Here is a 13,449-nt window from a genome sequence, read left to right as displayed (position 1 = left end):
TGTCACTCCTTGTAAACATCGATTCAGATCGGGAAGGCAGTAGCATTGGCAATGCGCCGCAGTCGAGCTGGCGGCACCTGTAACGGTGCCGCCTTTATGTTGTTGATTGTTGGCTTACCAGCAGATGCCTTCCTTGGTCGCGCTGGTGGTGTGTTCCATAAAACCGACCAGGTCGAGGATCTGTTTGTCGTCACCGACGTTCTGCAGCACTTGCGCGAAGCGTGCATCGCCGTTGCCGATGATCAGCACGTCGGATGCCGATACCACGTCATCAAGCTCTTTGCAGAGCAGCGAGGACACATGGGGAATCTTCGACTCGATGTATTCCTTGTTCGCCCCGAAGACCCTGGCGTATTCGACGTTGCTGTCGAAAATCCGCAGTTCGTAGCCCTTGCCGATCAGCATTTCGGCCAGTTCTACCAGCGGGCTTTCGCGCAGGTCATCAGTGCCGGCCTTGAAGCTCAGACCGAGCAAGCCGATCTTACGTTTGTCGTAACTGGAAACCATGTCATAGGCGCGCTGCACCTGGGCGCGGTTGCTCGGCATGATGGATGCCAGTAGCGGGTGTTCGACGTCCATCTGCCCCGCGCGGTAAGTCAGGGCGCGTACGTCCTTGGGCAGGCAGGAGCCGCCAAATGCGTAGCCTGGGCGCAGGTAGTAACGAGACAGATTGAGTTTGTGATCCTGGCACACCACATCCATCACTTCGCGGCCATCGACGCCGCATGCCTTGGCGATGTTGCCGATTTCGTTGGCGAAGCTGACCTTGGTCGCATGCCAAACGTTGCAGGTGTACTTGATCATTTCCGCGACTTCGATCGACTTGCGGATGATCGGTGCATCCAGCTCACTGTAGAGCTCTTGCAACAGGTCACCGGACTGCTCGTCCAATTCACCGATAACGGTCATGGCCGGGAAGTCGTAGTCCTTGATTGCCGTGCTTTCGCGGAGAAATTCAGGGTTGGTGGCCACACCAAAGTCGATGCCAGCTTTTTTACCGGATGCTGCTTCGATCAGGGGGATGACGACATTGTTGACGGTGCCGGGCAGGACGGTGCTGCGTACAACGACGGTATGGCGGTCCTGCTTGTTGCGCAGCGCTTCGCCGATCTGTTTGCACACGGACTCCATATAGCCGAGGTCGAGATCGCCATTGCGTTTGCTTGGCGTACCAACGGCAATAAAGGACAGCTCGCTGGCCAACACCGCAGCGCCGACGTCCGTCGTACCGCGTAGCAGGCCCGACTTGACGCCAGCTTCAAGCAGCTCGGCGAGGCCGGGTTCGACAATTGGAGATTTACCTTGATTGATCAGGTCAATCTTCGGTTGTGATACATCGACCCCGATGACTTCATGTCCGCGCGCCGATAAACAACCGGCACAGACAGCGCCTACGTAGCCCAATCCGAAAATACTGATTCTCATAGATCCCTCTCTCAATTAGTGAGTAGTCGGCTTAAAGCGTTGCCAACTTCCATATTCATTAGTACGCCGGGAACGTTTCGTAATCGTTACTAACTGCGATTAAGAAGTGGCGACACCTGAATTGGCGCGGATACTAAGTTGGCTGTTTTTGCTCTTCAAGCAAAACATGAACCAATTTGTGATTATTTTTTATTTGTTAGTTGCGTTGTTATTTTTATGTTTAAAAACAATAACTTATATTTTGATATTTTTAAGGCGCCAAAAAATAGTTGGCAATATAAGTGTTAAATTTATGGCGCCATAAAAATAACGCTATTTATGCACGGTTATATTTCATTGCGGATTTTGTTTGCGCGGAAGTTGTGCGTTTCTCGCACTTTGTGGTGCTGCGTGGAGGCCGCGGCGCTTAAATTGGCCGGGGAATGGTTTGTGGGGGGCGTGCAGGGGCGCGAGCGTCAACAGCTGTTGCGCTCGGCAGGTAGGGGCAAGTTAGCTCTTTGGCTTGTACGCGCAATAACCAGGGCGCGGGCCGATCTTCGGATGGTTGCGGCAGGTATCCGGGCGCTTTTCGTAGATTGTGCACAGGCGGGTTTTGCGAACGAGGGAATAGCAGTCGTTGTTGCTCATGCGGGTCAGGGTGAAGATGCCCGACTTCTGGTGGAAGCGTTCGACGATGCCGTCTTTCTGCAGGCGCTTGGCGATGTTCTTCAGCGGCTCGCTGCGTTCAAACTCATCGACCACGCCGATGCGGATCAGGTCATTCAACCGCGCCTCGACCGGCAGCGTGCAGCAGCTGGACATGCAGCTGTGGCACATATCTGCGGTGTATTTGGCCCAGGTTTCCAGGCGGTCGAGTTCGGCGGCGGCAATCAGGTTGTTTTTCATCGGAGCAGGCATGCATCAGTTGTGCGGCGCGCGATGATAGCGGCCTTGCGGCGTTTGTGAATGACTATCTGCCGGCTGGTCATGGTTTGTGCGGTTGTGGCCGGGGCAATTCTTTATGTCTGCCGTCCATGGCAGACACCCTTCGGGCCGTTGCTGCGCAACGTTAAAAATGGCTCCTGCCATTTTTTGCTGTGCTGTGATGCGTGCGGCATACGTCTCTCTGGGTATGCACCGGTCAGGCTCCTATACTGCTGCGCAGTTTGCGCCGGGTGCCGGGCAACAGGATGTTCGGGTTTAGCTGAATAGGAAGGCGCTGCATGCAATGGATCTTCATGCTGGTGGGCTTGGTACTTGGGGCATTGGCGGATGAAACGCTGACGGCCTCGCTACTGGGCGCTCTGATGGGCCTGGGTCTTGGTCAGGCGCTCAAACTGCATGGGCTGGAGCGCGAGAATGCCGCGCTAACGGCGCAGCTCAAGGCCTTTTCTCAGCGTTTCGAGCAGGGTACTGCGGCGCTGTATGAGCGTTTGCTCAAGTTGGAGCAGGGCGCCACGTCTGCCGCTGAAGCTCCGCCGGAGCCGCTCAGCTCCGTTGTCGAGCCCGCGCCTGAGCCGATTGTCACTGCCCAGGCGGCCGAGCCCGAGTTGGACTGGACCCTGGATGTTGTCCTGCCCGAACCTGCGGCTGAGCCTGTCGCGCCAATGCAGGCTGCGGCCGAGCCCGCCGCTGCGATCAAACCGCCGCCCGCTAAACCTTGGAAGCCTGCTGAGCCGCGTCAGCCCACCTTGCTGGAGCGGGGCTTTGCAGCAGCCAAGAACTGGTTGCTGGGCGGCAACACGGTGTTGCGTGTCGGAGTGGTGCTGTTGTTTCTCGGCCTGGCCTTCCTGCTGCGTTACGCCACCGAAGGCGTAGTGGTGCCGGTGGAGTTGCGTTATGCCGGTGTCGCCGCCAGTGCGGTGGCCTTGCTTGGATTGGGCTGGTGGCTGCGTCTGCGTAACCCCAACTATGCATTGATGCTGCAGGGCACTGGGGTTGCGGTGCTGTACCTGACGGTGTTCGCGGCCATGCGTCTGCATCCTTTATTGGACCCTGGCGTAGCGTTGGGCCTGCTGGTGCTGGTCACGGTGTTTTCGGCAATTCTGGCGATCAAGCAGGATGCCCTGGGTCTGGCCGCCGCGGCGGCTCTGGGCGGTTTTGCAGCGCCGATCCTGACCAGTACAGGCAGCGGTAACCATGTGGCGCTGTTCAGCTATTTTGCCCTGCTCAATGCCGGCATTTTTGCCATCGCCTGGTTCAAGGCCTGGCGGCTGCTCAACCTGATTGGCTTTGTTGGCACCTTCGGCATCGGCTTCGCCTGGGGCATTCGCTCTTACACGCCGGAGCTGCTGTGGAGCACCGAACCGTTCTTGATTCTGTTTTTCCTGATGTACGTGGCCATCGGTCTGCTGTTTGTCCGGCGCAAGCTGCGCGAAGCGCTGGATGCGCCCGAAGATTGCGATGAACTGCTGCGCTGGGCGGCGCGCAAAGGCGACTATATCGACGCCACCGTGCTGTTCGGCCCGCCGCTGGTGGGTTTTGGCCTGCAGTTCGCGTTGGTACAGCACATCGAGTTTGCCGCAGCCTTCAGCGCCCTGGCGTTGGGGCTGTTCTACCTAGTGCTGGCACGGTTGCTGGTCGGTCGCACCGGTGATCGCGCCGTACTGCTAGTGGAAACCTGCCTGGCACTCGGTGTGGTGTTCGGCAGTCTGGCGATTCCCTTGGGGCTGGATGCGCGCTGGACCTCGGCCGCTTGGGCGGTGGAAGGCGCGGGTATCTTCTGGCTCGGTTTGCGACAGCAGCGCAGCCTGGCGCGAGCGTTTGCCCTGCTCCTGCAGTTTGGCGCGGCGCTGGCGTTCGTCATTGGCCTGCGTTCGGGTGAGTTGACCCTGCTGGATGGCGCGCCGTTGGGCGCACTGATGCTCGGCGTAGCCTTGCTGTTCAGCTACTGGCAGCTGCGCCAGAACACGCAGCACGCCAGCAGCTGGGAGGTGCGCGGCTTGCCGCTGCTGGCCTGCGCCGGACTGGCCTTCCTTTATCTGATTGCTCCGCTGCTGTTTGCCGCGCAGGGTACGGCGATCAGCTGGGCGTTGGCCGGCCTGCTGACGCTGTGGTTGGGCCTGCGCATACAGGCGCGCAGCTTCTTGTTCAGCGCCTTTGCTGTGCAGTTGTTCGGTGGTCTGGTGTTTATGCTGGATATGGCCGGCAATGCGGCCACCGGCATGGGCGGCTTTTCCGCTGGCTGGCAGGGCTTGCTGACGTCTTCGCTGATTGGCTTTGGCCTGATCGCCGGCATGCTGCTGGCCGCGCGTGATCCGCAGGTTGGCGCTGATCGCCGTCTGTTGCGGGGGCTGTCGGTGGTGCTGCTGGTCGGTCTGGTGTTCCTCAATCTGGCGGTGCTGTTTGTCCTGCCCTGGGCTACGGCCAGCGCGGTATGGGGCGGCAGCGGGCTGCTGATCATCTGGCTCAGTTTGCACCTGCAGCAGCGCGCCAGCTTTATCTTCGGACTGTTGTTGCAGGTGCTGGCAGGGCTGGTGTTCCTTGCGGTCAGCCCGCTGCTGTTTGGGCAGCTGTCGGCCGAGGGCATTCGCCCGCTGGCGCATATGGATTTCTGGACGCCGCTGGTGCTCGGTGCGGCCGCCTTGGTCGGCGCCTGGCGTTTGCAACAGTTGGCGCGTCGCGAAGCGCCCAGCGCTCTGGGTAATTTCAGTTTGCTGGGCTTGGCGCAACTGCTGCTGGTGTGGGGCGCGGCCTGGTGGGCGCTGGCGCTAAGCAGTGAAGTGCTGCGCTTTGTTGCGCCGGAATGGCAGGCCAGTGCTTTGCTCGCGGTGCTGGCGGCCAGTTTGGCCTTGGCGGCATTCCTTGCGCCGCGTACACGCTGGGCCGAGCTGGCGCTACTGTGCTGCCTGCTGACACCGCTGGCCGGCGTGGTGCTGCTGCACGCCTGGCACCTGCACTATCACCCGGCGGCGCAGTTCGGCTGGCTGGCCTGGACTCTGTTGTTTGCCGTGCACTTCTGGGCGCTGCGGCGCTTGGCGGCGCAGTTACCGGCAGGGGCGCTGAGCGCCGCCCATGTGCTCGGCTGCTGGTTGCTGCTGGGCGTGCTGGCGCTGGAGCTGCGCTACCTGCTGTTGGCCCTGTCGGAGCATTACAACGCCTGGCGCTGGCTGGGCTGGGCGCTGCTGCCAAGTGCCTACCTCTGGCTGATGGCATTGCCGCGTCGCTGGCCTTGGCCGCTGGTCGCATATCCACGGGAGTACCGTTTGCTGGCGGCGGCGCCGTTGGCGCTGCTGATGCTCGGCTGGTTCTGGCTGGCCAACGTCGCCAGCGCCGGGGATGCCGAGCCGCTGGCCTACCTGCCGCTGCTCAACCCACTGGAGCTGGGTTTGCTGTTTGCTCTTGGCGCAGTGTTCGCCTGGGCGCGTATGGGTTTGGCCGAGCTGGGTGTGGATAGCGTACGCAGTCAGTGGCTGACTCAGGCCGTGGCGGGGGCTTCGCTCTTCGCGTTGCTGACAGCGATGGTCATGCGCAGCGCCCATCACTGGGGGGGCGTGCCTTATCAGCTGGATGCGCTGCTCGATTCGATGCTGGTGCAGGCCGGCTTGTCGATTGTCTGGACGCTGATCGCTCTACCGCTGATGGTCCTCGGCAACCGCCGTGGTCGGCGCGAGCTGTGGCTGATCGGTGCGGCGTTGATCGCGCTGGTGGTGGCCAAGCTGTTCTTTGTCGAACTGGGTAATCGCGGTGGCCTGGAGCGCATCGTGTCGTTTATTGGTGTGGGTGTGTTGCTGTTGGTGGTGGGCTATTTCGCCCCCTTGCCGGCACGCAAGGCGGATGCGGATCAGCCGCAGGAGCAAGCATGATCAGTCGTTTTATCCCTGGCGCATGCTGCGCTGCGTTTCTCGGCCTGCTGTGCAGCGCGTCAGTCCTGGCACAGGAGCAGCCGGGCGACTATGCGGTGCAATTACCGCTGAGTCTTAGTGGCGACGGCCCCTGGTATCGCCTGGATGTGCCGATGGCGCTGCATTTTGCCGCGCGCTATGGCGATTTGCGTGATCTGCGGGTGTTTAACGCCGAAGGTCAGGCGCTGGCTTATGCCCTGGTGGCAGGGCAGGGCGAGTCGCGCGACAGCCAGCAGGAGCAGGCGGTGAAGTGGTTTCCGCTGTACGCCGAGCAGGGCGATAGCAGCGCTACGCCGAGCCTGCGGGTACAGCGCAGCACTAGCGGTACCTTGATCGAACTACTTGATGAGCCGGATGCAGCCGCCAAGCCGGCGCTGCTGCGTGGTTGGCTGCTGGATGCCAGCGCATTGGATGAGCCGCTGGTGCGCCTGCAGCTGGACTGGAGCGGCGGCCAGGACGGTTTTCAACGCTTCAGCATCGAGGCCAGTGATGATCTGCAAAGCTGGCGTTCCTGGGGCAGCGGCCAGTTGGCGCGTCTGTCGTTCGATGGTGAGCGTGTCGAGCAACGGCAGATCGAACTGCCGGGCAGCAAGGCGCGCTACCTGCGTCTGCTCTGGCAAAGCCCGCAGCAGGCGCCGCAACTGACCGCTGCCAGCTTGCGCAGCCAGCGCAGTGACAGCATGCCGGCGCCGCTGGTGTGGTCGCAGCCGCTGGCCGCGACGCGCAGCCCGGATGGCGAATATCAGTGGCAGCTGCCCCTGGCCTTGCCGTTGGAGCGCTTGCACGTCGAACTCAGTCAGGCCAATAGCCTGGCGCCGATTCGTGTCAGTGGTCGCAGTGAAGCCAAGGGCGCTTGGCAATCGCTGGCGCAGGGTCTGCTTTATCGGCTGCCGGAAAATGGCGTGGAAATCCGTCAGGACGAATTGCCGTTGCCGGGTTGGGCGGTGCAGCAGCTGCGCCTGCAGGTGGACGAGCGCGGCGGCGGTCTGGGCGTCGAGCCACCGCAGATCAAGGTGGCGGTGCGTGCCACCCAGCTGGTGTTCCTTCAGCGTGGCAGCCCGCCCTATCGGCTGGCACTGGGGCGAGCGGGAGCGCAGTCGGCGGCTTTGCCGCTGACCACCTTGATTCCGGGTTATCAGCCACAGCGGCTGCAGCAGCTGGGCATAGCTGAGGCGCAGTTGCAGGCTGAAAATCTGGTGCAGCAAGAGCAGGCCGCAGCTGCTGAAAGCGACTGGAAACGCTGGGGCTTGTGGCTGGTGCTGCTACTTGGGGTAGGCTTATTGGCACTGATGGCGGTCAGCCTGTTGCGTCGGCCGAGCGCCGAATAGAGCCTGCTAGCAGAAATAAAGCCCAGCTGCCTAACGAATTTTGCAGTATGGTTGGCATCTTCAATTGATTGGCGTTTGAGGTCAGGAAGGCCCTTGCGTATTTCTACTGCGACCCGTCTTCGGGTGATTTCCATGCGTTTGCCAGGCTCGATTGGCAAACGCGCCGAGCTGTTTTCCTTGGCAGTGCCCTCCCGATGAATGCCTGCGGTGATTCCGGCTGGGCGCTCAGTGCTCCGGTGATTTTGACTTCTGTGGTCTGCATCGGTGTGCTGCTGTTGGCTCGCTGGGTTACGCAGCAACGTTATTTCCCAGGGCGCGAAAGCTTTATCGTGCTGCACCTGGCGAGCCTCTGGTGGCTGATCGCCGCGAGCCTGGAAATGGCCGCGCAAGGCCCGCAGTGCAAGGTGTTCTGGGCCACCATGGCCTGGCCGGGGATTCTTGTGGTGCCCACCTTCTGGGCAATCTTCCTCTGGCAATACGTCAACAGCGTGCGCCAACCGCTGCCACTGCGCAGTACCCTGGGTTTGGCCGTGGTGCCGGTGCTGATCTGGCTGATGGCCCTGAGCAACCCCTGGCATGGCCTGTTCTACGGCGCTGGTACGGCGCCGCTGAGTGATGAGGCGGGCGCGCCGATCCGCTATCAGCATGGGCCGCTGTTCTACGCCGCCGCCGCTTACGTCTACCTGTTTATGGCTTTCTGCATGGGCGTGGTGCTGCGCGCGGCCATCGTCAGTTATGGCGTGCATCGGCGCCACTACCTGGCGTTTGTCTTCGTTACTGCGGTGCCCTGGGTCGCCAATATCAGTTATGTAGTGTTCGGCTGGATGCTCTTTGGCTTTGACCCGACGCCCTTCAGTTTCGCCTTTACCCTGGTGGCCTTTGCCTGGCTGATTGTCGGTGTGCGGTTGTTTGATCTGCTGCCTGTGGCTCGCCACCTGCTGCTGGATGCCCTGCTCGATCCGGTGCTGGTGGTCGATGCGCAGTTGCGGGTGATCGAGGCCAACCCGGCCGCATTGAAACTGGCTGGACTGCGCAGTGGTTGGCAGGGGCGGCAGCTGGCCGACTGGCCGATCCTTGGTGCGGATTTGCAGCAGTTGCTGAGTCAGCAGGCGCAGGGCGAGCATGATCGGCTGCTGACCCTGGCCAACTCGGCGCGGTATTTCGAAGTGCGTATCCGCGCCATTGAGCGGGTGACCCATCGCGGCAGCCTGGTGCTCGGGCAGATGCTCTACCTGCGTGATGTCACCCAGCGCCACCTTAGCGAGCTGAAGCTGGCCGAAGCCCTGGCCCTTAGCGAAGAGCGTCTGCGCACCATCACCAATCTGCATGAGCAACTGCAGGAGCAGGCGCTGTGTGACCCGCTGACCGGGCTGTACAACCGGCGTTATCTGGATGAGTTCTTTACCCGCGAGTTGGCCGTAGCGCAGCGCGAACGCACGCCGATTTCCCTGGCGCTGATTGATCTGGATCATTTCAAACAGCTCAACGACGAACACGGCCATCTCGAAGGCGACGACGTGCTCAAGGGCGTGGCCCAGCACCTGCTGGAAAACCTGCGCAGCTCGGATGCGGTATTCCGTATCGGCGGCGAAGAGTTCCTGCTGATCCTGCCGCGTGCCGATGCCCCTGAGGCGCGCGCGCGCCTGGAAACCATCTGCCGCGAACTGGCCGCCCACCCACTGCCGACCCGTGGCGGCGCACGCTTTGTAACCCTGTCCGCCGGCCTGGCGCTATGGCCAGAACAGGGCCTGGTACTCGACGAGCTGCTGCAGGTGGCCGATGCCGCGCTCTACCAGGCCAAGCATGCGGGGCGTAATAGGGTGTGCAGCCTGGCCTGATTGCCAGGCCGCCCTTCCATCCAGTGCTAAGGCGCTTTCCCCGTTAAAGGGGTAAACTGCGCGCGATTTCATTCCCTCCGGAGCCATCCATGTCCCGCGTTACCCTCAGCCGCTACCTGATCGAGCAGACCCGCTGCAACCACACCCCGGCCGATCTGCGTTTCCTTATCGAAGTGGTCGCGCGGGCCTGCAAGGAAATCAGCCATCAGGTATCCAAGGGTGCACTGGGCGGCGTGCTGGGCAGCATGGGCACCGAGAACGTGCAGGGCGAGGTGCAGAAGAAACTCGACGTGATTTCCAACGAAATCCTGCTGGAAGCCAACGAGTGGGGCGGTCACCTGGCCGGCATGGCGTCCGAAGAAATGGATAATGCCTACCAGATTCCTGGCAAGTACCCGAAAGGTGCCTACCTGCTGGTATTTGACCCACTGGACGGTTCCAGCAATATCGATGTCAACGTTTCGGTTGGCACCATCTTCTCGGTGCTGCGTTGCCCGGATCGCAATGGCGATGAAGGTGACCTAGGCGAAGAGGCCTTCCTCCAGCCGGGCACCGAGCAGGTGGCTGCCGGTTACGCGATCTACGGCCCACAGACCATGCTGATGTTAACCCTCGGTGACGGCGTCAAAGGCTTCACCCTGGACCGTGAACTGGGCAGCTTCGTGCTGACCCATGACAACATCAAGGTGCCGGAATCGACCAAAGAATTCGCCATCAATATGTCCAACCAGCGCCACTGGGAAGCACCGGTGCAGCGTTACGTCAGCGAGCTGCTGGCGGGCGAGACTGGGCCGCTGGGCAAGAACTACAACATGCGCTGGGTCGCCGCGATGGTGGCTGACGTGCACCGCATCCTCACCCGTGGCGGCGTATTTATGTACCCACGCGACAGTCGCGAGCCAGAGAAGCCGGGCAAGCTACGCCTGATGTACGAAGCCAACCCGATGTCGATGATCATCGAGCAGGCCGGCGGCGTGGCCACCGATGGTAATCAGCGGATTCTCGATATTCAGCCCACTTCCCTGCACCAGCGCGTCGCCGTCTTCCTCGGTTCCAAGGAAGAAGTGCTGCGCATCAGCGCCTATCACCGCGAGTAAGCGATGAGCGCGCCCTGGCAGCCGTTGCTTAACTGGTGGTTCGGTGCAGCCGGCCGCGGTTCCGGTGCGACGGCTGTCGAGGTGGCGGCCAGCCGTACGGCGCTGTGGTTCGGCAAGCAGGATCGCCAGGATGCTCAGGCGCGCGAGCAGTTTGGCGCGCTGGTCGAGCAGGCTCTGGCCGGTGGGTTGCACGACTGGCAAGGCGAGCCTGAGGGCTGGCTGGCAACCCTGCTGTTGCTCGATCAGCTGCCTCGGATGATTTTTCGCGATACCCCGCGCGCTTTTGCCGGCGACCCGCTGGCTCGACCCTTGGCCCTGCACGGGCTGACCCAGGGCTGGGATCAGCAACTGCCGCCAATCCAGCGGGTATTTACCTATCTGGTGCTGGAGCATGCCGAAGACCTGGCGCTGCAGCATCAGGCGGTGCAGTTGTTTCAGGTGTTGTTTGCGCATGCCGCAACCGCCGAGCGCGAGCTGTTTGCCGGTTATCTGGACTATGCCGAGCGCCATCAGCGCGTGATCGCACGTTTTGCTCGCTTCCCCCATCGCAATCAGATACTCGGGCGCACTTCCAGCGCCGAGGAATCTGCCTTTCTGCTGGAACCTGGCTCGCGCTTCTAGCATCCAAGCAGGCAGGCTCGGTATTGCTATGCCAAGCTGGTCTTGGTTCTTTCCTCAGGAGTTTCCCCATGTCTCTGCGTGTCGTCGCACTACTCGCTGGTTGCCTGCTGCTGGCTGCCTGCAACAAGATCAGTCAGGACAATTACACCCAGCTCAAGGCGGGCATGAGCAAGGATGAAGTCGAGAGCCTGCTGGGCAAGCCAGGCGAGTGCGCCGGCGCGCTGGGCATGTCCAGCTGCACCTGGGGCGATGAACAGCGCTTTATCAGCGTTCAGTACGCCGGCGACAAGGTCATGATGTTTTCCGGCAAGGGTTTGAAGTGATGCGCCTGCTGGCGGCGTTGGCCGCAGCAGCGCTGCTGGTGGGCTGCGCCAACTCCGGCACGGGCGTGGTGCCGCCGAAGACTGTCGAGCGGGTCGATCTGAAACGTTATCAGGGCCTCTGGTACGAGCAGGCGCGTTTGCCGATGTTCTTCCAGCGCAATTGCGCGCAGTCCGAGGCGCTTTATGAGCTGCAGGAAGGTGGCACTATCGGCGTGACCAATCGCTGCCGTACTTACGATGGCGATCTGCAGCAGGTGCAGGGCCAGGCCGTGGCTCAGGTACCGGGCCAGACCAGCAAGCTCTGGGTGCGCTTCGACAACTGGGCCAGTCACCTGCTGCCGGGTCTGACCAAGGGCGAATACTGGGTGCTCTATCTGGATGACGACTACCAAACTGCACTGGTCGGCCATCCCAACCGCAAGTACCTCTGGCTGTTAACGCGAGATCAGGACGCCAGCACGAAACACCTGGCGACGCTACTTGAAGAAGCGCGCAGCCGTGGTTATGACACCCGTGAGCTGATCTGGCGACGCACGGCTGCTGAGATGGCTCTGCCGCGTTAACTGTTCTGATTATTTCTTGGCTTTCGGGCTCTGCAGGCGGATGCGCAGTTGAGTGTCCGCCGTGCCGTGCTCGAACAGGCTGTCAATCGGTGTGGGCTTGCCATTGAGCAGCGGTGGGTTGGCGGAAAATCCCACTGGCTCCAGCGGGATGCCGCGCCGGCCATGGTCGAGCTGGCCGTTGCCATTGCTGTCCTGGTACAGCTGAATGGCATAGCGTCCGGGCGGCAGGTCGACTAGGCGCAGCTGGCCGTCGTCACTCTGCTGCAGGCGCAGGGGCTGTTCTGGCCAACGTTGCAGCATGCCGCTCACCAGCGCCGCATGCACGGTTGCCGTGGCTTGTATGCCATCTACTGTGACCAGGATGTCACCGGCTCGGGCGTATGAGCCGACCAGTAGCAGCAAAAGGCCAGTCTGATAGCCGGCCTTCTTTACGGTTTGAAGAATTCTCTGTGGCATAATCCGGGCATTTCGCAGGAAGTGGCTGGCGATGCGTCAGGTCTTGATCGTTCATTTTTCACAAACCGGCCAGCTAGACAGGTTGGCGCAATCGGTATGCGGGCCGTTACAGCAATGCAGCGATATTCAGTTGGATTACCTCCAGCTGCAACCCGCGCAACCTTACCCGTTTCCCTGGCCGTTTCTCGAGTTTTTCCGGATTTTTCCGGAAACCGTGCTGATGCGCCCGCAGCCGTTGCTGCCGTTGGCGGTGGATACGAGCAAGCGCTATGACCTGGTGATTCTCGCTTATCAGGTGTGGTTTCTCTCGCCGTCGCAGCCGATGACTGCTTTCCTTGCCTCGCCTGAGGCCGCGCAGATGCTCAAGGGCGCGCCGGTGGTGACGCTGATCGGCTGTCGCAATATGTGGCTGATGGCCCAGGAGAAGCTCAAGAACCGGCTCACTGAACTGGGTGCGCGACTGGTGGACAATATCGCCCTGACCGATGCCTGCGGCACGGCAGCGAGCTTTCTGGCAACGCCCTTGTGGCTGTTTACCGGACGGCAGAAACCCTATAGCTGGGTGCCGCGTGCCGGTATTGATGAGGCGGAAATTATCGCCGCCAGCCGCTTTGGCGTGGCCATGGTGCAGCGCTTGACGGCGAATGATCTGCCGATTGAGCAACCGATGTTGACTGGTCTAGGTGCCGTGCGAATCGATGAAAAGCTGATCGCCAGCGAGAAGGTCGGCAATCGCAGCTTTCAGCTATGGAGCCGCTTGCTGGCCGCTTTAGGCCCGCAACAGAGCCGCCGACGTGGCGCTGGGCTGGTGCTGTATATCCTGTTTCTGTTGTGCCTGATCGTCACCGTGGTGCCGCTCAGTGCCTTGCTTAAAAAGTTGTTGGCGCCGCTGTTAAAAGAGCGCACCCAGCGTGAGAAGGCTTACTTTGCCGGCCCGTCCGGCGAGTGACGGGAGCCTCTAAAAACTACCTGCGT

General features: G+C 61.3%; 11 protein-coding genes. 8 read left to right on the top strand and 3 right to left on the bottom strand.

Annotated features, from left to right (window positions below; genetic code table 11):
- Positions 1 to 114: 114 nt before the first annotated feature.
- Together Q8M42_RS11225 and Q8M42_RS11220 are read right to left on the bottom strand one after the other, a co-directional pair.
- On the bottom strand, positions 115 to 1,425 hold the full coding sequence (locus Q8M42_RS11225; protein WP_304867936.1) for a nucleotide sugar dehydrogenase: 1,311 nt from the start codon (positions 1,423 to 1,425) through the stop codon (positions 115 to 117).
- Positions 1,426 to 1,914: 489 nt separating this feature from the next.
- The gene (locus Q8M42_RS11220; protein WP_305284039.1) at positions 1,915 to 2,310 is read right to left on the bottom strand and encodes a YkgJ family cysteine cluster protein; all 396 of its coding nucleotides are present in this window, start codon (positions 2,308 to 2,310) and stop codon (positions 1,915 to 1,917) included.
- A 317-nt stretch (positions 2,311 to 2,627) separates the two neighbouring features.
- Here Q8M42_RS11220 and Q8M42_RS11215 point away from each other — a divergent pair, with 317 nt between their 5' ends.
- The 7 genes from Q8M42_RS11215 to Q8M42_RS11185 all read left to right on the top strand — a co-directional run bounded on the left by Q8M42_RS11215 (position 2,628) and on the right by Q8M42_RS11185 (position 12,018).
- Positions 2,628 to 6,209, top strand: a complete 3,582-nt coding sequence (locus tag Q8M42_RS11215) for a DUF2339 domain-containing protein (protein WP_304867933.1) — start codon at positions 2,628 to 2,630, stop codon at positions 6,207 to 6,209.
- Positions 6,206 to 7,576, top strand: a complete 1,371-nt coding sequence (locus tag Q8M42_RS11210; protein WP_304867931.1) for a DUF3999 domain-containing protein — start codon at positions 6,206 to 6,208, stop codon at positions 7,574 to 7,576. The genes Q8M42_RS11215 and Q8M42_RS11210 overlap by 4 nt, the downstream gene beginning before the upstream one ends.
- A 194-nt stretch (positions 7,577 to 7,770) precedes the next feature.
- The gene (locus Q8M42_RS11205) at positions 7,771 to 9,414 is read left to right on the top strand and encodes a histidine kinase N-terminal 7TM domain-containing protein (RefSeq protein ID WP_304867930.1); all 1,644 of its coding nucleotides are present in this window, start codon (positions 7,771 to 7,773) and stop codon (positions 9,412 to 9,414) included.
- Positions 9,415 to 9,503: 89 nt separating this feature from the next.
- On the top strand, positions 9,504 to 10,511 hold the full coding sequence (locus Q8M42_RS11200; protein WP_304867928.1) for a class 1 fructose-bisphosphatase: 1,008 nt from the start codon (positions 9,504 to 9,506) through the stop codon (positions 10,509 to 10,511).
- 3 nt (positions 10,512 to 10,514) lie between these two features.
- Positions 10,515 to 11,132 carry a DUF924 family protein gene (locus tag Q8M42_RS11195; RefSeq protein WP_304867926.1) on the top strand — a complete coding sequence of 206 codons (618 nt, stop codon included), beginning with the start codon at positions 10,515 to 10,517 and terminating at the stop codon, positions 11,130 to 11,132.
- Positions 11,133 to 11,200: 68 nt separating this feature from the next.
- Complete coding sequence (gene bamE / locus Q8M42_RS11190; protein ID WP_090379433.1) at positions 11,201 to 11,455, top strand: outer membrane protein assembly factor BamE; 255 nt, start codon at positions 11,201 to 11,203, stop codon at positions 11,453 to 11,455.
- Positions 11,455 to 12,018, top strand: coding sequence for a lipocalin family protein (locus Q8M42_RS11185; RefSeq protein WP_304867978.1), 564 nt, complete (start codon positions 11,455 to 11,457; stop codon positions 12,016 to 12,018). Before bamE ends, Q8M42_RS11185 begins: the two co-directional genes overlap by 1 nt.
- Before the next feature lie 9 nt (positions 12,019 to 12,027).
- Here Q8M42_RS11185 and Q8M42_RS11180 read toward each other — a convergent pair whose 3' ends face one another.
- Positions 12,028 to 12,318, bottom strand: coding sequence for a DUF2141 domain-containing protein (locus tag Q8M42_RS11180; RefSeq protein ID WP_370692721.1), 291 nt, complete (start codon positions 12,316 to 12,318; stop codon positions 12,028 to 12,030).
- A 286-nt stretch (positions 12,319 to 12,604) separates the two neighbouring features.
- Here Q8M42_RS11180 and Q8M42_RS11175 point away from each other — a divergent pair, with 286 nt between their 5' ends.
- Positions 12,605 to 13,423 carry a dialkylrecorsinol condensing enzyme gene (locus Q8M42_RS11175; protein ID WP_304867921.1) on the top strand — a complete coding sequence of 273 codons (819 nt, stop codon included), beginning with the start codon at positions 12,605 to 12,607 and terminating at the stop codon, positions 13,421 to 13,423.
- The last annotated feature ends 26 nt before the right edge of the window (positions 13,424 to 13,449 follow it).

It is taken from the genome of Pseudomonas sp., assembly GCF_030684895.1.
In the GTDB taxonomy this organism is placed as follows: domain Bacteria; phylum Pseudomonadota; class Gammaproteobacteria; order Pseudomonadales; family Pseudomonadaceae; genus Aquipseudomonas.
The sequence above is the reverse complement of the archived record's forward strand: the minus strand, read 5'-3'. Positions and strand labels throughout refer to the sequence as shown.